Genomic DNA, 25,389 nt, shown 5'->3' with positions numbered 1-25,389 from the left:
CGGGCACCGAACCCCGGCTCATTTAAGCCAATTCGCTAGTGTCGAAGAAGTGGCGGTTTTTTGCCTGTTAGCTGCTGCGTCTGCACCATGGATTTTGCGGTTAGGTCATCACCGCAACCTAACCGCAGTACACGCTGGAATTAAAATCGTTACCTAACAAATAGAATCAAGGGGTTACCAGGTGCACGGAGCGGCTCAACGGGCATCGAAAAAGAGTTAAAAAGTCGGTTAGGTAGGCGTGGTTGCACATGCGTGAAATTCACGCCTGTGCGACACTCGAACCATGTTGCATTTTGCCAACTCACCGGTGGTCGAAAAAAGCGGACTCCCACCGCCTTTCATCGGCTTTAAATGTGAACTTGGCTCGTGTAGATGGTTGACAGTTGTGCGGCAGCCGCACCCCTGTCGAGGGATTCGAGGCCTCACGAGGCGGCTCCGCCGTCGATTGTCGTCGATATACTCCGCCATCGCCTTTCGGGGATGGTCGCGGCGTGGTTAGGTACTGGGTCAAAGGGGGGTCTCGACCCGACACCTAATGGGAGGGTAGAGGCCTCGCATTATAAAAAACCAGTTATACTGTTGACGCCCGGAAATACCACGCTCCACGCCTGGGGAAAACCCTTTATTCCCCCTAAAAAAAACGCTCCAGACCGATCAAGATATACCGCCCAATGCTGCAAGAACCCGCCCCGAAATCCTCTGTCCCCCCGCAACCTCGCCCGGCCGTACCCACTGGCACGCCCACTGCAGCCGCGCTCCGATCGCTCGATGCGGAAACCCTCCTGGAGAACATGCCCCAGGACGCGGCCGAACAGATCGTCGCCGAGTGGCGCCAGGCTCGCGCGACAGCTGGCATGGGAAATCCCAACGCCCGCTCGATCGCGACGTACGAGGAAAACTCGCGGATGCTCGAAATCAAGTATTCCAACGAAGTTCAGTCTGACGACGGAATACTAAGCCCGGTCGATATAATCCGACGATTATTCCTTCACAGCGCGGGTATAAGTGCAGCCACCTGGAAGTTATACCGGGCAGGTTTTATATACACCATGAACGAGCGAGCGCAGCTCTGTGCCCTTCAAGGTCAGCCACAGCCAACGCTGGAGCGTGCGCTCGCGACGCTTCTGGTCGTCTCCGCGAAACCGTACGGCGTCGGGCGCCCACAGGCGACGCGTTCCGTGCGTAGCAAGTCGATTCCCGCGAAGGATTTCGACAAGGTCATCACGCACCTCGCAACCGCGTACTCCGAACGCAACCAGTGGGCGCGCCGCGCCCAGTCCTTCGCCATGGCCACCATCGCGACCGGCCTTCGGCCGACCGAGTGGGTGAACGCCGTGATCAGGCCGGCGCTGCCGGCCGAGGTGCCCCGCGGCGAACACGAGGCCGGCTGGCTCGCGGTCGTGGTCGACACGGCCAAACGCAAGGCAGGCGAACCGGACTGGGAGCGCACCATCGTTGTCGAGCCAGGCGTGTACCAGATCCACGTGCGTCAGCACTACGACGAGATCCAATCGGCGCTCACCTCGCGCGCGGAGCCGCACGACGCAGCGAAGAACTACTCCAAGCGCTGCTCGGCAGCTCTCGGCCGGGCCTGCAAGGAGCTGTGGCCAACGGCCACTCGTGGGAAGGATCCAATACGGATCACCCTGTATTCGCTCCGGCACCAGGCTCGTGCAAACGTCGCGGCCGCCTACGGCGGGTTCGTTGCCGCGGCGATGATGGGTCACTCCCCACACACCGGCAATAATTGGTACACGGGCAAGCACCGGGCAAATTCGTTCACCGGCCCGCGCAAGGTACTAAACGCCGGGATACCCGTGGCGCTCCCAGGCCTCGATGTCCTGGTGAAGGCAGAGCAGTTCGAGCAGAACCCGGCGTTGTTGCGCGCACTGGCCGCTCCAGACGACGACGCGGAAGGCGAGCGCTACTGATTTCGTGAAACATATAACCCGACGGCGCGAAAAATCTTTTTCATATGCGTCAATGGGTTACGTGCGAAATAGGCCTGAAAACAGCGTCTTAAATTGGAATGTTTCACGGTTTTTCCGCCGCCTCGCACAGCTGAACCGTTTTTCTGTACCATACGGTACTTTACAAGACCATATGGTACGGCGATGACGTCAGAATACATTCGGCCCCTGATCGCATCCTTTCCCTGGCTGACCGAGAGTGAAGCGAGCGGCGTAGCCGCCGCGCTGCCGTCGCCCGATCCGGCCGCCCCTGCCGCAGACCACATGAGCCGCTTGGCTGCTGCGCTCGACACTGCCGGCCTGTTGGCGACATCGACCTTGCTGCTCGCCTTGAGTCATGGATCTAAAGGTACCGCTGTGGCTGTCGCACGGCGCGCAGCCCGATCCCGTTTCGAGCGTGCAGGCGCCGCCGCGGCTCTCCCGTCCGACGCCGACCACGGCCGCACGCCCTCACCAGCACCAGGGCCGATGCCGGCACCACGAGATCCATATATAGGCGAGGAGCAGCTGCGTCGGTGCGTCCAGGCGACGGTCGAGGATGTGCTGGCCAAGCTGCCAGGCGCTTTCGGCGCATCCGACAGTGATCGCATCGTTCCCCTATTAGAAGGCTTGGCCGGCGAAGTGCGCTGGCTGAAGTCGACGATCGACACGGAGCGCCAGCTTCGCCGCTACCGGGAAGCTCACGGCCCGCTGCCCGAGCACCAGGCGCCCCAAGGGCCAGCGTCGGCCGCCGATCGCCGCTCGGTAGTGGCAGGCCTTGCCAGTTCGTTGGAACAGCAACGATTCACCTCGCATGTTGCGCCGTCGATCGATATGGCGGACGGCCGCGAAGAGTAGAGGGTGCAACCACGCCCGGCAAAGCCTTCCAGAATGGCAGCCAAAGCCATCCTGGAAAGGCACCTATGAAACAGACCCACTCGATCAGCAAGATCCCTCAGTTCTCCACCCTCACCCGCGAGCAAGGCGGCGTGATCGTCTCGCAAGGCAAAAATCTCAAGGTCGTAGCACGCGCCGGCTCCGGCAAGACAAAAGTCGCCATGGCCTATGCAGCAGCCCGCCCGAAAGCGCGCGGCCTTTACCTGGCCTTCGGCAAGCCGACCCAGCTCGAAGCCAGCAGCCGCCTGAAGGATCTGTCGGTTAATACCGAAGCGCGTACCGGCCACAGCCTGGCTTGGGGCGGTTTTGGCTCGAAGCTGGAAGCGGCCGGCAAGCTGTCCTCGAATGGGTCGCTGCGTACCGGAACGACCGCACAGCTCCTGGGGTCGAACTGGCCAATCGCGAAAGCCGTCAACGAAGTCGTCAAGAACTATATGTGCAGCGCCGACCAAGTGATTTCGGAGAAGCACCTTCCGGACGAACGGGATTGCCCGATCGTGCGTTCGGCCGCTGGCGCGGTGATGGACAACGCGAAGACGTTCTGGAACCGCCTCACCGACCTGAACGATCACGATGCGAAGGCCGTCCCCGATGTCTATATCAAACAGTGGGTGAACTCGAAACCTGTGCTCGGCTACGACTTCATCCTCTTCGACGAGTGCCAGGACGCGAATCCCTTGATGTCCGAGCTGGTGAACCAGCAGGATCATTGTTCGCGCCTCTATATCGGCGACCCGCACCAGTCGATCTACGGCTTCCGCGGCGCCGTCGACGCCATGTCCGAGCTCCAAGTCGACGAGACCCACACCCTGACAGCGTCGTTCCGCTTCTCCAAAAACATCGGCGTCCTCGCATCAACCTTCCTGCGCCACTGGAAACAGGAGCCGTTGCCGCTGCGCGGCCTCGGAGCTGGCGGCCACATTGTTCCGGGCGACCAGCAAGCGTATTTGGCGCGCACGGTGGCAGGGCTGATCGGCAAAGGCTTCGAGCTGCACATGAAGGGCAAGCGCATGCACTGGGTGAAAGGGTTTGAGGACTACCGTATTGCACCGATCATGGAGGCGTACCGCCTGTATAAAGGGGAAAGCAGCGGGGGCTTCCATGATCCAGTGCTGAAGCTGATGCGCAGCTGGACGGAACTGGCCGATTATGTCGAAGTGACGGGCGATGCGGAAGCTGGCTCTGTTTTCCGCTTGATCGAGCAGTACAAGGACGAAATCCCGAACATCATCGACACCCTGAAGCGCGAGCAGGTGCGCACCGCCAAGGATGCACCATACGTCCTTACGACTGCCCACAAGGCAAAGGGCCTGGAGTGGCCAGTGGTGCGCCTGATCAATGACTTCTTCTCGTTCAAGGATCCGTCCGACGCGACGAAGTGGCTGCCGCCCAAGCGCATCGACCCACAGGAGGCGAACCTCGCCTATGTGACCCTGACCAGGGCAATGAAGGCGGTCGCGCCGACCCCGGAGATGGTCGAGTGGTTCCGTCAGCAGCCTGACACCCAGCACCTTTTCCCAGCACCGGTCGAGAAGGCGGCGCCAGCGGCCGTCGCAGCGCCGGCTGAACCCGAACCATCGTCGCTGCAACGCGCGGCCTGATCTGGGATACGCAATGACTAGCCAAACCAAACTTCAACATGCCCGGCCGTCGCAGCTCGCAGTGGCGTGCGCGATCGCGCTGATCGCAAACCATAGAACTCTGGCCAGCGCCCTGTCGGCGGCGGCGAAACCGCCGGCGGACGCGGTAATCCCCGCCGGCTACGCTGCACCTGCAGGCTACGACTGGCAGGCTATCGGCGAGCAGCTCGAACAAACCGTGGATCACGCTATGCACAGCATCAGTGCCCTGCACATCGCCGCCGCTGAAAACCGGCCTGCAGTGCAGCCAGACGTTTCGCGCGCTACCGCCCAGCACGCCCTGGCTTGTCTGGAAGGTGTTCTCGCACTCCACGATCCGCTTCTCGCCGCGGTGCGGAATTGCGCCATCCTGGGTGGTGGTGCCACGTGGCCGAGTATCTGGGCCAACATGACCTTCCAGCTCCATGGGATGCGTGACCAGGCGCGCGGCTCGATCGAGAGTGTCCAGACTTCGGCTCGCCAGGAAGCAGCCCAGATCGAGGCCCAGGCGGAAGTGTTCGGCGAAGGCGAGCACGAGTTCGAGGTGATGGTGACCCTGCAGACGACTGCTCACCGCTTCATCCACGTGCGTGCGAACGATGCCGGCGAGGCTCGCGAGGCAGCCTTGAGCGCGGCACGCGACGAGCAGGGCGCGCATTTCATCCTGAACGAGGGCAATCACGTCAGCTCCGACGACCTGCACGCCAACGCTGTATATGACAGTAGTGGGAATGAGGTGTGGAGCGACGACCCAGGCTTTCAAGACCACACAAGCGGCGGCGAAGCTCCTTCCATGTAAGACCAGGCGGCCGGCGCCATTCCGCAGGCCGCGGTGCAACCACGGCATCGCTCACGCGGCAAACTGCAGCTTTCCCCAAGCGCAGAGACCGATGCCAGCACCGACATCCCACTTCGATCGAGCCATTGAGCTCGCCAGGCACCTGACGGCAACCGCGGTAGCCGTGGACGGGCAGCCTGTCGTCGTCTACCGCGGCGAGCATGGCGTATCCACCGACCTCATTCATGCGCGCACCCGCTCCGTTTCCTTCGGCAGCGCCGCAGCAGCCAGCGAGTACGCGCAGCATCCGAATCAGCGCGGCGATGTCGCTGTGGCGCCTCGGGTGATTGCTGCGTACCTGGCGATCGCCAACCCGGTGATCGACAACCGGGACGACCCGTTCATCGAGATGGGCACGATTGTCGAGAAGCTCGGCCGTGACAAGGCGGAGCGGATCGCACGCCGCTTTGCGGGCCACATCGAGAACACTGGCAACTGGGTCGAGGGTTTCTCCCATGATTATGACTCGGTAGAGCACATGCTTGACCTGGAGCCTGACCGTATAACCGACCTCTACCTCGACGCCTACCCAGTTTTCGACGACGACGAGGTGGTCGGGTGGTTCGCTCAGGCTGGATACGACGGCGCCATCCATCTTGGGAATGGAATTACAGCCCTGGAGCCCGAATATAAGGTCTTCGACCAGGCCCAGATCCACTGCGCGATCGGGATTGACCGGGTCGCTCTCCTGCGCGCCATGGTACCCGCTATCACCACGCAGCTGCGCCCGGCCGATACCGACCAGGCTGGCGACAGCTCGACACATGAAAAGGAAGAAATCTTGAACGCATCCACCTTGCTGCAGTTCTGCTCGAACTACCGGGGCGAGACCGAATATCTGGTGCTGAAAGGAGCCCTGGCTGGCCGGCGCGTCAGCTATCGCTACATGAACCGCGAGTTCTACGAACAGGATTACGCTGATTTCGGCGGCCGCGTGTGGAGCGGCGATTCAGCGAGCTACCGCAGGGAGGTGCTGGGCAGTGTTGGCTTGGTCTGCTGCAGTGGCGCCTTGGTGCCCCCGGAGATCGTCGACGAGGTCAATCGACTTTCGGCTGACTGGCGCGATCAGCACCCAGACCTCTGTGCAGGCCCAGCTCGCGCCGGCGTCTACGTGCAGGGCCGCGGTTGGAGCGAGGCGGCGGACATCGTCTTCCAATACGGTTACGTCCTTGAGCGCTTCCCCAGCGTAGCAGCGGCGGAGCAATGGCTTTCCCAGCCTCGGCGCGCCCAGCCAGACCAGGTATGGGAGGAGGGCGGCGGGCAGGTGGTGCGCGAGTTTTCCGTGTCCGTCCTGGGCAATCGCATTGTTCTGGTCGAGCAGGATGGCCAGGAAGTGGGTGAGGTTGAGGAGGAGGGAGTTGGGATGACTGTTGCCTGTTGACCGGCAAGCCGGAACCCCGCGCACGGTGGATTTTGGAAACTGGGCGGTAACTTTGTATAATCAACCACAAGGGCCGAGTGATCGGCCCTTTTTTCCAACGCCACCTGTTCTGTTTTATAAACACGATACAAACGCATGCCCCGCAGCCGACTCCTGACAGAAGAGCATTTACCAGAGCTGCGTAGGGCACTCGAAACGCAGACGCTGGCATCGCTTGCGACCAGGTACGGCGTTTCCTTGAGCACGATGGGCACCTTCCTGCGAGCGCATGGGGTGCTGCCCCAGTACGACGGGTGGCGGCCCGAGCGTTACGAGCGGCTGCTGACCGCAACGGTGGAACAATCCAGTGTAGCTGAGACCGCAGCTCTGCTTGCGACAAATACAGCGGAGGTGCAAGTCAGGCTGCGACAGCTGATCGAGATGATCAAAACTCGTGGCTTCACCCTGGCGCAGCTGGCCATCGTAACCGGTGTACACCGCATATATTGGCGCCAGTACATTGCGGAAGGGTGGCTCGGCACTGCAGCAGGCAGCCGCTCGATGCGTGTACCAGTAGCTGAACTCCAGGGCGCCTTGCGCGCGCGGCCGGAGCTCTTCGACTATCGGGCAGTACCGGCGGCACTGGCGGGGCCGTTTGGGCTGCTGGAACTACCTGATCCGCTCCCCTACAAGCTCGTTACCTGCCGCTCTGGTGCGATCGGCGCGCGCCTGGTGGACGTTCAAGCCGACGATGGTACCGAAGCACTGCGTTTCGAGGTCAAGAGCTGTGGTGACCTGGGTGGTCTCGATCTATGGGCGCCGATGTACTCGATTCCCACGTGTCCCAGGTGCGGACTTCGCGTAACGAGGTTCTCCGAGAAGGGATGCTATGCGGACAAGCCGGGGGACAGCAGCCAGGTGCGGGATGCCATGGCCGGCAAGATCGGGCTTCGCTGGCGAGACGGCCGCTTCGAGACGCTCGCAGGGGAGGTGCTCGATGGCGCGGGGCTGGAGCGCTACATCGATCGCCTGGTGCAGCGAAATAGCCGCGAGCGAGAGCGAAAGCTCAAGCTGGTCGATGATATTGAACGGTATGAAGTAGCTGGCCAGCCGCCGAATTTGTAACCACGCCTGCCCAAAAATCCTATCGTAGCGACATGGCACAACCGCCAATAACTTCGATAAGGATTGTCATGACCATTCACCGCTCCCAACCAACTTCCGCAGCTGCCTCGATGCCTGGCGATTTCGTCGTCCTGGCCAGTGCCACCGGTGCTCGTTACGCACTCGCACAACTCGCCCCTGCAGTACACATGTTCGGGCCCGGCCTGTTCGGCAAGATCGCGCGCCAAGGCGATGACATCGTCCTCGTCCCAGACGATCGCCTGCCTGACCTGGTGCGCTCCCTGGGGCCGGTGATCCTTTCGAACGTGGCGCTGATCGAGCGCGTGTCGGTGGATCGCGAACACGAAAAAGCGATCCTGGGCCTGCAGTACCTGCGCCGCTTGTCCGACGCTGCCCGCGAGCGCGCCCGCGGCCAAGACGGCGTCGTGCAGGGCCAGCTGCTGGCTCAGCTGATGGGTGAAGGTGCCAACTCGGATCTGCGCCGCATCGCCGACGAGCTCACCAACGCCGGTATCCAGGTCGTGGAAAAGAAGCAGGTAACCACCGTCGAGACGACCACCATCTTCCTGACCGCAGATCCGGAAGCTGTGCGCGAAGGCCGTCAGGTGGCCGACACCATGACGTTTGCCACGGCGCCGAAAGAATCGAAGGCGGAAACCGTCGAGATCTTCGATGCGTTCCGTACCCGCGAGCTGCTGCTGTCGACCCAGCCCGTTCAGGAAGTTGCCGAGCTGCCGCAGGCAGTTCAACCTGCCGGCCCTGCGCTGCAGCCCGCCCATACCAACATCATGAGCCTGCTGAACCTGAATGGACTACTCCCCGGCGGCACGCTAACTGCTGACGACATCGGCCTCGGCCACGACTTCCCGCCGGAAGAAGACGAGCCAGAAGGCCCAGGCATGCGCTGATCGAACGCAGGGCGTGTCCGGCACGCCCTGCTGCAGCCCGATTGTGTTTGCCAGCCAACGCGCTTGGGCAAACACAATCGCACCCCCTACAAGACCACCTGCCGCCGACACCACCTGGCGGCGACTCTCTCCCACGAGGCCATCATGACCAAAACCCTGATCATCGCCGAGAAGCCATCCGTCGCTGCGGACATCGCCAAGGCGATCGGCAACTGCACCAAGACCGCAGACGGCTTTGAGCGCGCCGACGTCGTCATTTCCGCAGCTGCCGGCCACCTGGCCACGGTCGTTGCACCAGGCGCCGATAAAGGCGGCAAAACCCTTGAGACGCTGCCGGTGATCCCGCAGCAGTTCGAGGTTCGTCCGATCGAAGATCCACGCGCTCTCACCCGTTTCAAGCTCCTTCAACGCCTGATGAATCGTCCGGACGTAACCTCGGTCGTGAACGCGTGCGACGCCGGCCGCGAAGGCGAGCTCATCTTCCGCCTGATCTACGAGGCCGCCGGCTGTCGCAAGGTGTGCAAACGCATGTGGCTGAAGTCGATGACGCCGGATGCGATCCGCGAAGCGTACGACCGCATGGCACCGGCCTCCGATTACGATCGCCTTGGCGACGCAGCGCGCTGCCGCTCCGAGGCCGACTGGCTGGTGGGCATCAACGGCTCGCGCGGCGTGTCGATCCTGCACCAGATCGTCCGCGGCGCCTATCAGTCGATGTCGGCCGGCCGCGTGCAGACGCCGACCCTGGCTATCATCGTCGACCTCGAAGAGAAGATCCGCAATTTCAAGCCGGTCGACTACTTCGAGGTGCACGGCACGTTCGGCGCCGCAGCAGGTAACTATCCTGGTCGCTGGTATAACGCTGGTGCTGGTGGTGCTGCAGGTGAGGATGGCGAGGGCGCCAAGTACCGCATCACCAAGAAGGAAGATGCCGAAGCAATCCTCGCTAAGTGCCGCGGGGCCGCGCCGTCGTCCGTTCGTGACGAGACGAAGCCACTGACCGAGATCGCCCCGCGCCTGTTCGACCTCACGACGCTTCAGCGCGAGGCCAACAAGAAATACAAGCTCTCGGCAGCCGACACCCTGAAGATCGCCCAGTCCCTGTACGAACACCATAAGGTGGCCACCTACCCGCGTACCGATGCGACTGCGCTCCCGGAAGACTACGTCGAGCCAGCCAAGCAGATCCTCGCAGACCTGGGCGGTACCAAGTACGAGGTTCACGCCCAACGCGCCTTGAAAAGCGACTGGGTGCGTCCGAACAAGCGGATCTTCGACGACGCCAAGATTTCTGACCACTTTGCGATCATCCCAACCGGCGTGAAGCCCCAGGGCCTGACGGAAGCGGAAGACGCGATCTACGACATGATCGTGCGCCGCTTCATTGCCGCCTTCTACCCAGCTGCCGAGTACCAGCAAACTGTGCGCATCACCACGGTCGCGGGCGAGCAATTCCGATCGAGCGGCCGTGTGATGCAGCTGGAAGGCTGGAAAGCGGTCTACGGCGCGCTGATCGACAATGACGACAAAACCCTAGCCCTCCCACCGCTGGCGCCTGCAGAGCGCGTTTCGACGAAGGCCATGGCCATCAAGGCACTCAAGACCCAGGCGCCAAAGCGCATGACCGAGGCGGCTTTGCTGTCCGCCATGGAACACGCCGGGCGTCTGGTGGATGACAGCGAGATGAGCGAAGCGATGGCCGAGCGTGGCCTGGGCACCCCGGCGACGCGCGCCGCCACGATCGAGGGTCTCCTGAGCACGGCCGGCTCTGGTGGCAAGACGAAGGAGCCGTACGTCGTGCGGGACAAGAATTACCTGGTGCCGACCGAGAAGGGGATCGGCCTGGTCAACTTCCTGCGCCAGATCGGTGTCGGCGCGCTGACGTCGCCGGCAATGACCGGCGAATGGGAGCACAAGCTCAAGCTCATGAGCGAAGGGAAATACCAGCGCACCGCCTTCATGCACGAGATCGAGCAGGCGACGCGCGATATGCTCGATGCTATCCGCTTGAAGGCGCCCGCTGTGGAAGCGGTCACCCTCGGCGTCGCTTGTCCGAAGTGCGGGGGGGCGGTGAAAGGTGGAATTTCGTCGTACTCGTGCGAACGCCAGTGCGGCGTCGACATCAAGCGCCAGCTGCTGTCGCGCACCCTGACGCCGGCCGAGGTAACGCAGCTGCTGCAGGCGCGGGTCACGGACAACCTAGAAGGGTTCGTCAGCGGGAAAACCGGGAAAGCCTTTGCGGCGATGCTCAAGCTGACCGACGACTGGAAGGTCGAGTTCGCTTTTGCGCCGCGGGAGCAAGCTGATCCGGCCACGCTGGCGGCGGCGCCGGCGCTCACCAAGCCGTGTCCGAAATGCAAAGGAACGATGCGTGCGCTCGAAACCACCTTCAGCTGCGAGAAAGGCGACTACTTCTTCTATCGCACGATCTCCGGCCGGCGCATGAGCGACGTCGAAGCCGACTATTTCCTCGACAAGAAGAAAACCCCGGTGTGCGGCGGGTTCCTGAGCACTCGCACGGGCAAGGGCTTCTCGGCCGGCTACAAGCTGACGAAGGAACATAAGGTCGAGCTGTTCTTCGACTGATCACCGCACCTCCCCGCCCCTCAAATGCAGGGGCGGGCCTTCACTGCACTTTCTAGTCCTCCTGCACATGAAGATTTTCCTCGCCATCCTGATCATCCTGGTCGCCGCGGCGATCATCGCGTATGTGCTGCTGTCGTCCAGACCGAAGGCGCCGGCATACCGCAAGCGCGCCGTCATGACGCCAAACGAGCTGGAATTCCAAGGTAGGCTGGCTCGCGCGCTGGTTGGTATGCACGTATGTCCCCAGGTAGCGATGCACGCCCTGATCGAGCCAACCGCGCTGAACGGCCAGACCAGGCTCCGCGACTTCCGCCGCGTCTCCCAGAAGATTGTCGATTTCGCTGTATTCGATGCCCAGTGGGCGATCGTCCTCGTGATCGAGCTCGATGACCGCACCCACGTTGCAAGCCGTGACGCCATCCGCGACAGCTACATGAGCGCCGCCGGCATCCGGACGTTGCGCTATCAGTCCCGCGCTAAGCCGAGCGAAGACCAGATTGCTGCTGATGTCTGCGCTGTTCAACAGGCCGCAGCTGCCTTAGCCGCGGCATGACCATTACCCCACACGACGTCTTGAAGCAGCTCGCGCTGGCGGCCGGGTACCGGGTGCACGTGTGGGACGCCGTCGAGAACGGCGATGCGGCTGACAGCTACTTCTGGAAAGCATGTGGCACCGGCGCGCTCGATGCGCAGTCGCGTGAGACCTTCGCGTCACCCGAGCTGGCCTGGCTCGATTGCTGTGAGTCGACCAGGCTGCTGCTGCCTATCCTGGACGAGGTCGAGCGGGCCGGATGCCGGCTCACCCGCGAACCCGGTTTCATCGCCTACCAGTGGGTGAATGCCGAGGGTGGTGCGTCGCCCGAGCGCTTCGCCAGCCCGGCAGAGGCCCTCATCGCCTGTGCGATGGCGCTGGCCCATACAGACGCACCGGACGAGCAGCAGCATCCCTCGCCCTTCTAGGTATTATTCATTATAAATCTAGTATATATAGCAGTATTGTTTGACAGAGAGGAATAATGCTTTATATACTGATTACTCGAATATAGCAGGGGTTAAATGTGACCGAAGCGGTAGACAACGCAGCACCCGAAGATCAGGAGCTGTTGAGCGCCATGGAGGAGCTTCAACGCGCCCAGGAGCGGGTAGCCAAGTTGCGCGAGCAGAACCGCGTGAAGGCGATCGCTGACGTGGTTGAGAAGATCCGGATGTACGACCTGAAGCCGGAAGAATTGGGCTTCGCGCCAGCTACAACTCGCTCTGGTGCTCCCCGTAGAAGTGGGCTTTCGTCGACCGCTCAGCCAAGTGTGCCAGGTGGCGGCGTCCCGCAAATGATCGAGGGCGTCAAGGCTGACGGCAGATCGCAGGTGAAGGCCAAGTACCAAGGGCCAGACGGTCAGGGATGGTCGGGGCGTGGAAAGCCGCCTACGTGGATGGTGCCGCTGTTAGAAGCAGGGGCAAAAAAAGAGGATTTCCTTGTGAAGTCCGATGTCGCAGTGAATAACAAGGAATAATCATGACCAGTATAGTTAATATAACCTCGAAGCCCGCCCGACAAATACTGGATGCGCACCACCTCGGTGCCGCAACCCTGCTCGATGATGCAGGTGAACTGAGGATATTCCTCCACACCGAACCAGCGTCGGCCATGGAGGTGCACGTGGCCACCAGCGAACTGGAGGCCGCTACGGGCCGCGTCGTTCAGATCGCGACCAGGGAAAGCCTCAACCCAGCACAGCAGGCCCAACTCGACCGCGTCGGCACGGTCATCTAAACCCCTCATCGAAAAGCACCAGGCGTGGCAGCGAGACTGTCCCCTGGTGCTTTTTTCATTGGTCAGCCGGAATAGCCCGCGGTGTCCGTAGCAGCTGTCTCGTCCACATCCAGTGGCTCAGCCCGGCCGGCGACACGTCCCGTCAGGCGATCCATGTGCAACATGCGGTAGAAGAGCTCCACGTCGAACCCTTCCGGCAGGGCGTCGGCCCAGTGCTTTTGCATCGCTTGCGCCACCTGGGGCTCGGCGTTGATCGCCTTCCAGTTGATACGGTCTGTTGCCGGCATCTCGATCGGGCAGTCCTGATCCATCCACCAAAGCATCTGGCTGACAGGATGTAGTAGGGGCGGCCGATCCAAGTCCATCTGGATCGACTGCTTCGCGAGCTGCAGCCAGACTTTCGCCCCTACAGGGTAGATCACAGTATCACGCACCCGCGGTACCGATCGTGACGGCCGCCACGGTACGGCCACGTGGAGAGTGTCGCTGTCGCACCATCCCACCCGCTTGAAGGCCGAGGCGCCCACCAGGACGATATTCGTGCCGACGCATTTCTTCAGGCTCTCCAGGATCAACCGATCCTTGTCGCTCTCGGCCAGCACGCTCATGTAGATGCCTGGTGCCGTCCGAAACACGGTGCCCTCATTGGCCCAACGCTGAAGCAGGTTGGCGGCTGACCGTTCTGTGATGCCAAGCGTCTTGGCGACATTTTTGTCGTTCAGGATCTCTTTCGACATCAGCAACTGGGTCTTGTTTCGGAGAGGGGAGGGCTTGGCCATGGTTGTAGCGGGGCGTATTCCCGCAAAGCATTATTCTGATGTGAAATTTTTCGGGAAAGCGTATATTCCGCCATCCTGCGCACTATACCGATGTATTTCTTTGCGTTTTATAGCAGGACGCCGGTTATACCGAAATATACTGTATATAAGCACAGTAGTTTATTCGACCTACGTGCGGAGGTCACTCTGACCCACCTCGGCCATGATAGTGCCGCGGCCGGGCGTGGTTGCACTCGTGAGGCCGCCTTGTTGCTGGGCGTGGTTGCACTGACCGACAGAAGAGCTTGTGCCAAGATGGCACCATCAGTTCAAACCCACACCGGTGACAGCAAAATGGCAAAAAAGGTATTCCAACTCACAGGCGGCGCGTTCCCAATGTTCGCCTGGCGCCTGCCGCAAGAGATCGCGGCTTATAAGCAACCCAAGCAGCAGGCCCAGCAATGGATCCACGTGATCAATGGTTTCTCCCAGAAAGGCATCAAGCAGTCCGAGATCGTCGACTCCAACGTGATCGAGTGGCTGCAAGACCAGGGTAAACGCCAGGTTACGCGCGAGGAGCTGGCCGAGGTTGCTTCCTTTGCGCTGCCTTCGATCAAGGAAGCCCGCCTGACCGGTAGCAACACGCACTATCGCGATTATTCTTTCGCGGAAGCCGGCGAGGACTATAACGAGAGCCTGTTTTACTTCCCCACGGTGGACGAAGACCTGGCCGACCGTATCGCTGACCTGGATGACCGGATCGCCGCGCTTAATTTCGACTTCGAGGAGCTCGGCCGAGATCCAGACGCCGTGTTCCGCCTGGATGCCCGCCGGTCAACCCTCATGGAAAAGCAGGATGGCGTGGCCGCCGGCGTTACCCTGAGCACCCACTTCTCGTCCTCACTCCAAGCCATGTGCCCGGACGCACGTGCCGACTTCGCCCACATGCGCTGGTCGGTAAAGGTGATCAACGGCGTGAGCACTCTCTTCGTGCACGAGCTGCAGAGCGACTGGGCACAAAAGGGCCGGGCCAATGACTGGAAAGGGGTGTACAAGCGTGCGCCGCTCGTGACCGAGACCGAGCACTGGACGAACTTCCTGCTGCGTCGTGCGATGCTGGTGGCGGTCGAGCAGGGGTGCGCCCAGCTGACCTGGATCAGCGGTTCGTCCATGGCCAATGGTGGTCGTTTCGGCAACCCCGGCCTGGACGAGTTCTACATGAAGATCGTTCCAAGCCTGGCGAAGAAGCTGGCCAAGCCGTTCCAGTCCGAGCTGCACCTGGCTGATTTCGAGCTCAAGGGCCAGACCCGTCGCATGGCGGTGATGCCGGTGACCGAGCTGATGCGCGAGAAGTTCACCATGAACGCCCCGGTCTATTCCCATGCCCGAGTGATCGAGCAGGCCAGCTTCGACCCAATTCGCGCAGCACAGCTGGAAAAGGCGCTGCAGCTGCGCGCCGACACCAGCCTGGGCGACGACGTGCGCATGCGTGTTTCGATCGTCCGCGAGATCATGTCGGCCCACGAGGAGCAGCGCCCGGCTGCGGAACTGGTTGGCCGCACCGCGCGCATCGCCTTCAACGCAGCTGACCCTGTGGCGGCCCTGGATCACGAAGGCTTCCACCTGGTGCTCGACCACCACTTCAGCGCGCGCGAGCGCGAGGATGTCCAGCGCCAGTTTGCTTACGGCGCGCCGCTGCTGGTGCGTACCGTCCGCCTGTTGCTGTCGCACGGTGAGCACGATGCGGCGAAGCAGGCGATGGCGAGCTGGGAGGAGGCCGCCGCCCACGCATACGCTCTGTGGCGCAAGGGCCAGATGCCGCTCTCGCGCATCGAGAACCTGGCGATGAGTATTGAAGCGAAAGCCGGCGCCAGCCGAATTCTGTCGAAGGTGTTCCCCAAGGCGCAGGACCTGGTGAAATCGGTGTGCAGCTGGATTCGCGGTAATGCCGTGTCCCCGACCGATTTCCTGGCCAAGATCGTGCGCGCCCACAAGGAAGGCCTGGCAGAAAGCGGTCATGCAGCGCCAGCGGGCGGCCCAGAAAGCGCCCAGGAAAGCCGGCAGCACCGTGATGACGCTGCCGACCAGGCGGCTCAGGCAGATCCTCAAGAACTTGTATTTAACTGATGAAGGAAACGACGATGCGTATTGAATTGAACCGGTTTGACAGCCAGGGTGCGGTAAGCACCTCATTCGTGGAGCTCACGCAAGAGCAGATCCAGGAGATCGTGCAGCGCTCCGAAGAAGTAACGCGCCTGCGCCGCGCCGGGCAGCCGCTGGATGCCGCCCTGGATGGTCTGGACAGCGCCATGGTCTCGGCCCAAGTGATGGAGCTTGCGGGCGAAGCGTCGTCCGTCAAAACTGCCGTGCCCGCAACGACCTCGCTCGTACAAGCCTTTGCAGCCCTTCGCGAGTCGGCGCAGCCGGCGGCCGACGGCACCGTCGTGGTCAGCCAGAAGTCCCTTGACGCTGTAGGTGAGGCGTTACAGGCAGCTGTCGCGGGCGGCGGGGTATCGGCCTGGAAGTGGACGAAGGTTGCCGTGCAAGGTCAGTCGGGCCAGGAAGTACACTCGCAAGACCTTCAGGCGGTGATGGAGAAGATGTCGCGAGCAGCTGCCCTGGGCGGTGCGCCGAGCGCGAAGGAAGCGATGGCGAAATACCCGCTCATGTTCTGCCAGGCCTTTGCCGAGCTGGTGCGGGAAGAGCAGACGATGCGCGAGCGCAGCGCCAACGCGACGACCATCGTGCACCTCGATAACGGCAACCCGAACCAGGTGGTGTCGTTGAGCGCGCCGGCCGGCATGAGCGAGCAGGACGTCCGCGCGGCTGTTCAGGTGGCTGTTGCGAACGCCGGGAACTACAACGACATTCCGGCCAAGCTCGCTGGTGCTGGTTTCGAGCAGATCGAGCACATCACGGTGAGCCTGCCGGCGCCGCCTGGGGACGACAACGACCAGGACTTCGACCTCGACCCCGCGCCACGCTGATTCCAGCAAAAGTAGTTCCGTTTGCCCCGGCTAGTCCGGGGCTTTTTCGTTTAGCGCTGGGTGAGCGCAAACGCTTCTCGTAGCCATGCTTTGGCCGCCTTCTTCGTGGCCATGATGGATTCGGCCGGGGCCGTGCCTGGGGCAGTCAAAACGCCGCGGTACTGCCCCTCGTCATCCTTGTAGATCACGAGCTTGCCGCCGCGGCCTTCTGCCACGCATGCGCGGTCGACCTGCAGCGCGCGATCGCCGGCGGAGATGCTGCTGATCGGCAGCACATCCTTGATCACGCCGGCGGCTATCCCTGGTAGCCCTTCGATTGCCACAGCTGCAGTCTTTTCGGTGCGCGTGGTCGGGCGGAACCTGATCCGGACATCCTCGGTGGCGCCGCGGCTCTTCACGACCTTCAACGTGCCTTGACCGAAGAGGAACACGGTTTCTCCCGCGGCCAGGCCCTCGCCCATTCGCTGCCCGATCTCGTCGAAGAACAAGGCGCCTTCCTCCAGCGTTACGCCGAAGCGTGCGGCGACGAGTTTGCTGAACTCGCGCTTGTTGAAGCCGGCCGAGCGCGCGGCGGACGCAGTCGAGTTGGTGTCTGCCTTTTGCAAGGAGGAAGAGGTTGTCATGACGTTGCGTGAGGTGAGGTTCTACAGGGATATGTCGGAGAGCCCGACTGGCTCGGCATCGAAGGGCGTGTAACCTGGGAATCCCTGCGGCAATGGCGGCACGTGCGCAGCGCCGCCGGAGCGGGCGCCCGCTGCAGGCTTCTGGCAGACGCCGAACAAGCCGGCGCCTGCGGGCGGTGCAGCCTGCGCGCGTGCCTGCTCAGCTTTACCTGGTGCGCGAGCGATCCTCGATACCGAGTCTGGGGCGGCCACAGCTATGTTCTGGAGGGTGTCTACATCGAACTCCAGGCGGCCGCCCACGCTGACGATGTCGCCTGCGGCAAAGCCGGTATTCGGGTTTGATACCAGCTTGAGCAACTCGGGGTCTTGCAGCTCGACCGCAACCAGCCCTTTGGCCGGGCCAGGCCCTCCGATGATCAACTTCAGGCCGCGTGGCACAGGGATCAGTCGTTCAATTCGTCCAACAGCAACAAAGCGATTCTCATTCATAATTTTTTTTCGGTTGTTACGTTGTATGAGTATGGCACAAAAATTCTGCTATGCGCGTAGAAACGCAAAAAGCAGGTCTTTCCCGAGCGTTAGGTGGCTCCCGATACCTAACGCTATGCAATTGACCGGGGTTACGCTTTGTGAAATCATCTTGCCTGACGACAAGTATTCGTCGATATTTTCGGAGATTGGCAGTGCCTGAAATCGAGCAAAGTGGTGTCGAGGAAGCAGCGGAGAGCGACTACGAGAGCTACCTGAAGCAGAGGTCGCTCAACGGCGCCTTAGTCAAGGCTGCAGTGGTCTCCGGGGCATGGCTTGCACTTGGCGCGGTTGTCCTGGGATCTGGGGCGATGATGCGCTCAGATGCTGATGTGGTCGGAATGGATACTGCTGGCCGTGAACACCCGATCGTAGTGATGCCGATTCAGGCAGTAGGAGCGAAACAGTAATGGCTGAACAAACCCAAGCCCCCGATCTGTTCGGGATTGACCTGCACACGGAAGTCGTCCGCCTGCGTGACCTGAACACGAAGCTGACAAAAGCGATCGTCCCAGCTGTGCTCGCGGGCGCGATCGGTATTATCGGCGGCTTGGTTATGATGACCAGCAAGCCTGAGCGTGAGCGTGTTGCGCTCGACGCCAACGGCCGGGCTTACCCGCTTCTCCCGCTGACCAAGGGCGACCCGCCTGACGCGCGAATCACGCGCATGGCCGGCGATTGCCTCAACGGACTGTTCAACCACGCCTTCCACAACTATCAGACGACCGTTGAGCGCACTATCGGCGAGTGCTTCACCGGCGGTGGCAGCGAGTCGGTGCGCAAGGTGATGGAGCCGTTCCTGGAGCGCATGAAGAAGGACGACATCAACATGGCCGGCAGCTACGTCATCCAGCCATTCATCAACACCAGGTCGGTGATGGGCTCCGGCGCCGGCGCGCGCAACGTGTTCAAGATCCAGGGCGTGATCGAGATCGGCTACCGTGGCGGCAAGGCCAATACCACCTCGCGTCCCATCGCGTACGCATTCCAGACCGACGTCGTCCGGGTGTCCTATGATTCCCACATCGAAGGGATGCGCCTCCAAAACGTCGTTCTGGTACCGTGGCAGCAATAACAACAGCCGGCGAAGCTGAAGATAAGGAAGTATCACCCATGAATATTGAGACCAAGACGTTGAGCGATGCAGAGCTGCAGCTTCTGCTTGCCGGCGACGAAGCGCAAGTCATCGAACTGTGCCAACTTGAGCATGAGCGTGTCCTGCTCCAGCACCCGGAGTTCGCAGAGTGGATCGAGGACATCGACCCCTATATCTGCCCGCGCCTGGAACTCGTGGACGCGATGCGCCGCGCTCCAAACGGCTACGTCCGTCAATACCTGTATTCCATCTTCTCGTTCCGCCAGAGCATCAATCTCGTGGCCGGTCGCAGCTTCTTCTGAAAGTCCCTCCCATGAAGTTAAAAGCATCAGTCGTGGCTTTTTTTGCCTACTCGTGTTCTGTTGTATGTGCACAAAACGTGCAGACCGCCGCTGCAGCTGGCCAAGCCGCCCCAACGCAAAGCAAGGGCGTCGTGGTCGAGAACTTTCCTTCGCGCCAGGAAGCGCAGCAGAACTGGGATAAAGCCAATCCACCGAATAAGAACACCTCGGCAAATGGCCCATCGAACGACATCGGCCCGGCCGGTCGCGCAAGTGGCCCTGCAACCGGCGCAGCGAGTGGCCCGGCCGGTGGTCGTCGCGTGTCGGGCGGTGAACTGCCTGATCCGAACCTGAAAGCCGCGAAGATCGACTACCCGGCCGAGGCCATCGAGCGCGTCTCGCCAATGGATCCTGAAGAGATCCGAAAGTTCGAGGCACTGATGTACGAGCGCGCGCGCGCGATGGCGGAAACCCCTGGCGGCCCTTACACCGTCAAGGGCAGCCGGATCATGCCGATCAGCTTCGAGCCGAACTCGCGGCCTGGCTCGATCGACATCGCATTCAATCATGGCGCTCTGGTGACGTTTGTGGATCGGTCTGGTTCGCCCCTGATCGTCGACGGCGCCAAGAGCTTTTCCTACGCGTTCGATGTGGGCGTCCTGCAGACGGACGAAGTGAAGGAGCGTGGCTCGTCGACCGTTGAGGTGACGGCCAAAGCTATCAGCGGCCGTGGAAACGTGATGATCCGCCTGGTCGGCGTGCCTAACCCGATCCTGCTGCAGGTACGCGTCGGCAACGAAAGCAAGACCGTCGACAGCATGATCCAGGCCGTGGTGCCTGTGCTGACTCCAGCGAAGAGCGTTCTGCCTGGCGACCGCCTCGAAGCTGACGGTGGCACCCAGGTCGGCGACATGCAGGGCTTCCTGATGGGCATTCCGCCAGAGGGTGCGGTCGACGTCAAGGTCGCCCAGGTCGCTACCACTTCCGCATGGATGTGGCGGGGTCACCTCTACGTGCGCACGCCGCACACGATCTTTAGCCCTGGCTGGTTCAACCGTCAGGCAGCTGTTGATGGCACCGCCGTCTACAAGCTCCCCTACACGTCCCTCATTCGCATGGGTGTCGATGGCCGCGAGGTCAACGCGGTGCTCGATCTGCCGTATATCCCGCCAGTCGCCACCGCGGCTCGCCTGAAATAAGAAAAGGAAATCTGATGGAAGCAAACGACACCCCGATCCCAGGCGCAGCGCCTGCATCGAGCGCCTCGATCGGCGGCGGCGCCCCTAGCCCTGTGCGAGCGAAGCCACGTTGGGATCCAAAGGGCAAGCGCAACATGATCGTCATCGGCGGCGTAGTCGGCACCGCACTCCTGCTGCTGCTGCTCCTGTCGTTTGGTGGCGGCGATCGTGAAGAAAAGAAGGCGTCGGCGATCGTCGAGTCCAAGTCCGACCAGCCTGTCGTCACCGGTATGTTAAGCGAAGCCGACCGCGCCGCGATGGCCAAGCAGGAAAACGAGCGCATCGCAGCTGCCCTGACTGGCGGCCAGAGCGCCGTGGGCAATCAGGTTGGTGCTGGTGCGGCTCAGCCGAACATGCAGGGCACGCAGCAGCAGCCGATCACCCAGCAGGGGGAAATGCGCGTCGATCAGTATGCCCAGCAGCCAGCACCTGCTGCTCAGGCGCCTGCGCAGACCGCGCCGGCCGGCACTGATCAGGATCGGCTGAAAGGCCTCGAAAAGCAGATGGATTCAATGATGACTGCTTGGGGAATGGGGCAGGGCGACGGACAGCGCACTCTGTCGACCTACATCCGCGACTCACGTAAAAGCGGAAATGCTTCGGACTCCCAGGGTGGCCAGGGCAACGCTGGCCAGGCATCGACGCAACGCCCCGCGAATGACCTAATGGTCGTGGAAGCGTATGACATGCCGCATGCCGCAGAAATGATCAGCGGTGCCGACTCGGACACGCCAGGCAAACTGCGCGCGCGTATCAACAGCGGCCCGCTCGCGGGCGCGGTCGTGAAAGGCTCGGCCCAGCGGATCGGCGACAAGGGCTTCCAGGCGGACTTTACCGAAGCAACATTCAAAGGTCGCACGTTCAAGATTTCGGCCTACGGTATGGATGGAGAAGTCGGCGGCGACATCGTCCGCGGCGAGTACGACGGCCGCTACGCCCAGCGTTATGTCTTCCCAGTGCTCGCGGAAGGCGTGAAAGCCTACGCTGGCGCGCGCGCGCAGGTCGCTACCCAGGTCATCGCCGTCCCGATTCCAGGAGCTGGTAACGGCGGTGGCATCGTCACCGGTGGTCAGCAGATCCCGGCACCGTCGGCCGAGCAAGCCCGTAACGCCATGTACTCGTCCGGCGCCAACCAGGTGTCGCGCGCACTGGCCACCGGCCCACAGGAAGGTCACGTCACGCTCGCACCTGGTACGCAGTTCGGTCTCGTGTTTGAAGAATCGATCTACCAATCCGATCTCGCTGGCCGGGCTCGCCAGGGCAACAAGTAAAAAGGGAAAAACAACATGTCTGACAACCTCTACGGCGCTTTGGGCGCAACCCAGCCAGGCCTCGGCGCTCAAATGGATCCTCTGGGCACGGCCAACCAGCACGCTTTCGGCCAGCCTGCTCCGAGCGCAGAGCCCGCAGCGGGCTTTGGCGCCGCTCCCGCCAACGCAACGATCGGTGCAGCACCGGCGGCGTCGGTCAAGATCGGCAAGGTCAAGACCAAGAAGCCGCTCTCGACCGGCAAGAAGGTCATGTACGGTGCCGGCGGCATCCTCTTCGCCTTCTTCGCTTTGATCCTCGTTCTCGATCCGGGCCCCCAGAAGATCAATGCATCTCCGACCCCGCCTGCCACTCCGCCAGCTGCGGCAGAGCAGATGGGTGCACCTGGTGCTTCCGGGGACACGGCGACCCTGATGGGCGGCGCGCCAGCGCCAGCGCCGGTGGATGCCGCCCCAGGCGCGCACCATGCGGTTGTAGAGACCCCAGCTGCCGCAGCGCCAGCAAGCGCTCCAGCGCCTGCGCCTGCTGCGACACCAGTACAGCCCGCGCCAATGCCCACACCAGCACCGACACCCGCACCAGCGCCGGCAGCCGTCGCGGCCGCGGCACCTGCGCCAGCGCCAGCAGCCCAGCCGGTTGAGCCGAAGCCTGCAGCAGCCCCGCCCGAGAAGCTGGTGATGGTCAAGGAAAAGGCCCCAGCAGTTACCGCATCGCCTGACGAACTCGCGTCGCGCGTGGCCACACTGGAGAAGCGTCTGGCTCGCTACGAGCGTGAAGAGGCGCGCCAGCGTGCACAGGCTGCGAAAGCGGCGGCACAAGCCCGCGTCGCGCCAGCTCAGGCCCGTGTCGCTGCGCCGGCACCAGCGCCAGCCGCACTGCCAACGGCAACGTATCGGCCAGTTTCGGCTTCGTCGGCGGTCGATGTGCGCCGGCCTGCGATGCTCTCGAATGACAGTGTTCGCGTGATCGGCGTCTCCACCCGTCATGGCGCCACGACTGCGCTGGTCGATTTCGGTGGCGTGAAGCATCGCGTCGCAGCAGGTGAGGCCATCCCAGGGCTCGGTACGGTCGGATCGGTCGCGGTCGACGCCGCCGGCAATCCAGTCGTTGAGGTCAACGGCGTTCGTTACCAGTAATAGGGCGAGAGAGCGTCATGGATCTTCAAGCACTGCTCGCCTCGTTCACCGAAGGCGCCGAGGTCATCAAGGAATTTGCGATCGGCGTCTGCTCGTTGTGCCTGGGCTGGTTCCTGGTTGGTAGCGCCGCGCAGCGGATGTTGAAGTGGAACGACGCACGCCGCACCTACGGATGGGGATCGGTGTCGGCGAGGTTCATCGTCGGCACCTTCTTCATCAACGCACATGCCTACCTGAACATGCAGGTGCTGACCGTGACAGGCCTCGCGATGCCTGTGACGAATTCCATGTCGGTCATGCCTGGGGGCGGCGACAGCGTGCCGAAAATGATCCTCCAGTGCGTGCTCGCCTGGATGGCAACCCTCGGCGTCCTGGCGATCCTCAAAGGCACGCGCTTGCTCGTGAAGATAGGTGATGGCGGCCAGTCGCAGACCGAAGATCCGGGCTGGACAGCTGCTGTCTTTATCGTTGCTGGCGCCTTTGGCGTCAATTTATGGCGGTTCGTTGCTCCGCTCATCTGAGCTTGCAACCACGCAAAAAGAATTCGGTTATACACCGGGTATGTAGTTAGAAATCATCTCAATCTATAGGGAAGTCCAAATGAAAAACCTCAAAAAAATCTGGTCGGTTTCGATTCCAATGATCGTGGTTGGCATGCTCGTGTCCACGCCGGCGCGCGCTGAGAACATCTTCGATCGCATTCGCTCCATCACCTCGAACCTGCCAGTGATCAAGGAAGCGCTGATTTACCTGTTCTTCCTGATCGGTCTCGGCGCCATCGGCTGGGCGATGATGGAAATGCTGAAGAAGTCGAAAGGTCGCGACGGCGGCGATGTTCAATGGAGCCATATCGGCATCAAGGTCATTGCTGGCGCCTTCCTGGTCGCTATCACGGCCACCACTGACACCATGACCCAGACCTTCGTCGGTTCGTCGGCATCGAGCAACACCACCAACATTCAATAAAAATGGCCGAGCTCATTCCAGGCGTCAGCCGTAACACGTTCCGCGACCACGATCCGCAAGCGGAAGCGGCGGACGCCGCATATCGTGCGAAACGGCCAGCAGTGCTCCAGCGCGCGCAGTTCACGTGCCAAGCCTGCTCGGTCAAGTCGAACGGCGGCCTGGAGATTCACCACAAGGACTGCAATCACGCGAACAACGCGGACGAGAACTTCGCTCCGCAATGCGTGTTCTGCCATCCGGTGAACCACATCGGCGAGCTGGCGAGCCGTCTGCTTCGGGCCGACGAATCGGAGCTCGCGGGAAGCGTGTCGCAGCTGGCATACCTGCCTGACCTGAAACAGTCAGATCTCTCGCACCTGATGCGCACGATTGGCCATGTCCTGGCCAGCCCGGATGCGTCGGAGGAGGAGAAGGCTGATGCGAAAGTGCTCCATGCAAGCCTGTTGGAATACTCGCATTACATCGAGTCGGTCTGGGGTTCCTCGAAAGCGTCGCATTTTGCGATCGCGATGAAAGAAGTGGCCGAGCCAGTGTATGCAGCGCGCGCGGAGCCTCTCAAGGGCCTTCGTGTCGTCTTCGCCCTGGGCGTGGTCGTCAAGCAAGCGAGGAAGTTCGCCGACGAGTTTGCGTCGCTGCCTATCTCCTCCTGGTCGTCGATCTTCACCAGGCGCACAGCAGCCCAGTAATCACAACAACAAGCATAGAAGTACAAGGATCAGATGTTTGAACCGAATGTTAGGCATCGTAGTGCGGCGCTGGCCGAGCCGAAGCCGACGCCTCGCGAGGTGGCGGAAAAGCTGATGGTTGGCATCGTCCTGCACGACAACCGCAACACGCTGGCCGAAGGGTGGGCGTTCCTTCCGCACCGCGAGCCGTTCCGCGTGCGCGGGCTCTTCGATTTGCCGAACGACGCCATGTGGATCTCCTCGGGCGACTTCCAGGACTTCCGCAAGCTCGGACAGGCTCAGCTTCATCATGTGCGTCGCACTGGGTACCTGGGCCTGAAACTATCCGAGATCGCACAGGACTTCGGTATTCGGATCGACGGGCACCACGCGCTCGAAGGCGGTAAGGCCCTCGTGATCTATGTGCAGCACGCCGTGCGTATGGCGGTCGAGGTGTACAACCTGGACGACCCCACGCGCAACCTCCAAGACGACACCCTGGTCGCCACGATCGGCAAGGCGCTGCCGCCGGCCGCGCCGTCGAAGGACATGCTGCTGCAGAAGCTCGCGGCCGCGTACCAGAGCTGGTCGTCGAATTACACGCCTTTTATGGACAACAGCGTGCGGGTTCGGCTGCGCTTCAACCGCATGCCCTATGCCGAATGGCTGCTGAGTAATCCGGTACCGGACGCCGGCTGGTCGCACGCCCTGTCCGATGTCGGGTTCGACCATGAGGCGGTGATGGCGGGCACGTTCCCTCCAACGCTGATCCAGGCGGTCGTCGAATTC

At 62.0% G+C, this 25,389-nt stretch carries 27 protein-coding genes; 24 read left to right on the top strand and 3 right to left on the bottom strand.

The annotated features are described in order from the left end of the window. The first annotated feature begins 791 nt into the window (after positions 1-791). The 12 genes from ACFPOU_RS08090 (at position 792) to ACFPOU_RS08035 (ending at position 13,053) form a co-directional block, all read left to right on the top strand. Positions 792-1,931, top strand: a complete 1,140-nt coding sequence (locus ACFPOU_RS08090; protein ID WP_379719300.1) for a hypothetical protein — start codon at positions 792-794, stop codon at positions 1,929-1,931. A 183-nt stretch (positions 1,932-2,114) separates the two neighbouring features. Next, positions 2,115-2,807: a hypothetical protein gene (locus tag ACFPOU_RS08085; RefSeq protein WP_379719298.1), complete on the top strand. Its 693-nt coding sequence runs from the start codon at positions 2,115-2,117 to the stop codon at positions 2,805-2,807. A gap of 65 nt (positions 2,808-2,872) precedes the next feature. Then, the gene (locus ACFPOU_RS08080) at positions 2,873-4,447 is read left to right on the top strand and encodes a UvrD-helicase domain-containing protein (RefSeq protein WP_379719296.1); all 1,575 of its coding nucleotides are present in this window, start codon (positions 2,873-2,875) and stop codon (positions 4,445-4,447) included. Positions 4,448-4,460: 13 nt separating this feature from the next. After that, a complete protein-coding gene (locus tag ACFPOU_RS08075; RefSeq protein ID WP_379719294.1) occupies positions 4,461-5,264 on the top strand; it encodes a hypothetical protein in 804 nt (267 codons plus the stop codon). Positions 5,265-5,355: 91 nt separating this feature from the next. Further along, the gene (locus ACFPOU_RS08070) at positions 5,356-6,684 is read left to right on the top strand and encodes a hypothetical protein (RefSeq protein WP_379719292.1); all 1,329 of its coding nucleotides are present in this window, start codon (positions 5,356-5,358) and stop codon (positions 6,682-6,684) included. Between the two features lie 246 nt (positions 6,685-6,930). After that, positions 6,931-7,788, top strand: coding sequence for a hypothetical protein (locus tag ACFPOU_RS08065; protein WP_379719290.1), 858 nt, complete (start codon positions 6,931-6,933; stop codon positions 7,786-7,788). Between the two features lie 68 nt (positions 7,789-7,856). Further along, a complete protein-coding gene (locus tag ACFPOU_RS08060; protein ID WP_379719288.1) occupies positions 7,857-8,696 on the top strand; it encodes a hypothetical protein in 840 nt (279 codons plus the stop codon). A gap of 63 nt (positions 8,697-8,759) precedes the next feature. Next, positions 8,760-11,282, top strand: coding sequence for a DNA topoisomerase (locus ACFPOU_RS08055; protein ID WP_379719286.1), 2,523 nt, complete (start codon positions 8,760-8,762; stop codon positions 11,280-11,282). 67 nt (positions 11,283-11,349) lie between these two features. Continuing rightward, positions 11,350-11,835 (top strand): DUF2726 domain-containing protein, encoded by a 486-nt coding sequence (locus ACFPOU_RS08050; RefSeq protein ID WP_379719284.1) that lies wholly within the window; start codon positions 11,350-11,352, stop codon positions 11,833-11,835. Next, positions 11,832-12,242 (top strand): hypothetical protein, encoded by a 411-nt coding sequence (locus ACFPOU_RS08045; protein WP_379719282.1) that lies wholly within the window; start codon positions 11,832-11,834, stop codon positions 12,240-12,242. Before ACFPOU_RS08050 ends, ACFPOU_RS08045 begins: the two co-directional genes overlap by 4 nt. A gap of 98 nt (positions 12,243-12,340) precedes the next feature. Further along, positions 12,341-12,793 carry an H-NS histone family protein gene (locus tag ACFPOU_RS08040; protein ID WP_379719280.1) on the top strand — a complete coding sequence of 151 codons (453 nt, stop codon included), beginning with the start codon at positions 12,341-12,343 and terminating at the stop codon, positions 12,791-12,793. A gap of 2 nt (positions 12,794-12,795) precedes the next feature. Beyond that, entirely contained in the window at positions 12,796-13,053 is a 258-nt protein-coding gene (locus ACFPOU_RS08035) for a hypothetical protein (protein ID WP_379719278.1), read from the top strand. A 62-nt stretch (positions 13,054-13,115) separates the two neighbouring features. On the opposite strand, the gene ACFPOU_RS08030 is transcribed toward ACFPOU_RS08035, so the two are convergent. After that, positions 13,116-13,832 carry a hypothetical protein gene (locus ACFPOU_RS08030; protein ID WP_379719276.1) on the bottom strand — a complete coding sequence of 239 codons (717 nt, stop codon included), beginning with the start codon at positions 13,830-13,832 and terminating at the stop codon, positions 13,116-13,118. A 333-nt stretch (positions 13,833-14,165) separates the two neighbouring features. Between ACFPOU_RS08030 and ACFPOU_RS08025 the strand changes: the two genes are divergently transcribed. Further along, positions 14,166-15,938: a hypothetical protein gene (locus tag ACFPOU_RS08025; protein ID WP_379719274.1), complete on the top strand. Its 1,773-nt coding sequence runs from the start codon at positions 14,166-14,168 to the stop codon at positions 15,936-15,938. A 14-nt stretch (positions 15,939-15,952) separates the two neighbouring features. Beyond that, the gene (locus tag ACFPOU_RS08020) at positions 15,953-16,798 is read left to right on the top strand and encodes a hypothetical protein (RefSeq protein WP_379719272.1); all 846 of its coding nucleotides are present in this window, start codon (positions 15,953-15,955) and stop codon (positions 16,796-16,798) included. A 50-nt stretch (positions 16,799-16,848) separates the two neighbouring features. Here ACFPOU_RS08020 and ACFPOU_RS08015 read toward each other — a convergent pair whose 3' ends face one another. Then, positions 16,849-17,421 carry a hypothetical protein gene (locus ACFPOU_RS08015; RefSeq protein ID WP_379719270.1) on the bottom strand — a complete coding sequence of 191 codons (573 nt, stop codon included), beginning with the start codon at positions 17,419-17,421 and terminating at the stop codon, positions 16,849-16,851. Between the two features lie 21 nt (positions 17,422-17,442). Next, entirely contained in the window at positions 17,443-17,910 is a 468-nt protein-coding gene (locus ACFPOU_RS08010; protein ID WP_379719268.1) for a hypothetical protein, read from the bottom strand. 194 nt (positions 17,911-18,104) lie between these two features. Here ACFPOU_RS08010 and ACFPOU_RS08005 point away from each other — a divergent pair, with 194 nt between their 5' ends. The 10 genes from ACFPOU_RS08005 to ACFPOU_RS07960 form a co-directional block, all read left to right on the top strand. After that, the gene (locus tag ACFPOU_RS08005) at positions 18,105-18,359 is read left to right on the top strand and encodes a hypothetical protein (RefSeq protein WP_379719266.1); all 255 of its coding nucleotides are present in this window, start codon (positions 18,105-18,107) and stop codon (positions 18,357-18,359) included. Beyond that, positions 18,359-19,024 (top strand): hypothetical protein, encoded by a 666-nt coding sequence (locus ACFPOU_RS08000; RefSeq protein WP_379719264.1) that lies wholly within the window; start codon positions 18,359-18,361, stop codon positions 19,022-19,024. Before ACFPOU_RS08005 ends, ACFPOU_RS08000 begins: the two co-directional genes overlap by 1 nt. Positions 19,025-19,062: 38 nt before the next feature. Beyond that, positions 19,063-19,347 (top strand): hypothetical protein, encoded by a 285-nt coding sequence (locus tag ACFPOU_RS07995; protein ID WP_379719262.1) that lies wholly within the window; start codon positions 19,063-19,065, stop codon positions 19,345-19,347. 11 nt (positions 19,348-19,358) lie between these two features. Further along, entirely contained in the window at positions 19,359-20,525 is a 1,167-nt protein-coding gene (locus ACFPOU_RS07990) for a DotH/IcmK family type IV secretion protein (protein WP_379719260.1), read from the top strand. Positions 20,526-20,539: 14 nt separating this feature from the next. Next, a complete protein-coding gene (locus tag ACFPOU_RS07985; protein WP_379719258.1) occupies positions 20,540-21,835 on the top strand; it encodes a TraB/TrbI/VirB10 family type IV secretion system protein in 1,296 nt (431 codons plus the stop codon). Between the two features lie 15 nt (positions 21,836-21,850). Next, the gene (locus ACFPOU_RS07980; protein ID WP_379719256.1) at positions 21,851-22,969 is read left to right on the top strand and encodes a hypothetical protein; all 1,119 of its coding nucleotides are present in this window, start codon (positions 21,851-21,853) and stop codon (positions 22,967-22,969) included. Positions 22,970-22,986: 17 nt separating this feature from the next. Further along, positions 22,987-23,490, top strand: a complete 504-nt coding sequence (locus ACFPOU_RS07975; RefSeq protein WP_379719254.1) for a hypothetical protein — start codon at positions 22,987-22,989, stop codon at positions 23,488-23,490. A gap of 79 nt (positions 23,491-23,569) precedes the next feature. Further along, the gene (locus ACFPOU_RS07970) at positions 23,570-23,935 is read left to right on the top strand and encodes a DUF6750 family protein (protein ID WP_379719252.1); all 366 of its coding nucleotides are present in this window, start codon (positions 23,570-23,572) and stop codon (positions 23,933-23,935) included. A 2-nt stretch (positions 23,936-23,937) separates the two neighbouring features. Next, positions 23,938-24,621 (top strand): hypothetical protein, encoded by a 684-nt coding sequence (locus tag ACFPOU_RS07965; RefSeq protein ID WP_379719249.1) that lies wholly within the window; start codon positions 23,938-23,940, stop codon positions 24,619-24,621. A gap of 33 nt (positions 24,622-24,654) precedes the next feature. Next, positions 24,655-25,389: hypothetical protein (locus ACFPOU_RS07960; protein WP_379719246.1), on the top strand; the 735-nt coding region annotated here is incomplete at its 3' end.

The organism is Massilia jejuensis, from assembly GCF_042656795.1.
GTDB lineage: Bacteria > Pseudomonadota > Gammaproteobacteria > Burkholderiales > Burkholderiaceae_D > Telluria > Telluria jejuensis.
The sequence above is the reverse complement of the archived record's forward strand: the minus strand, read 5'-3'. Positions and strand labels throughout refer to the sequence as shown.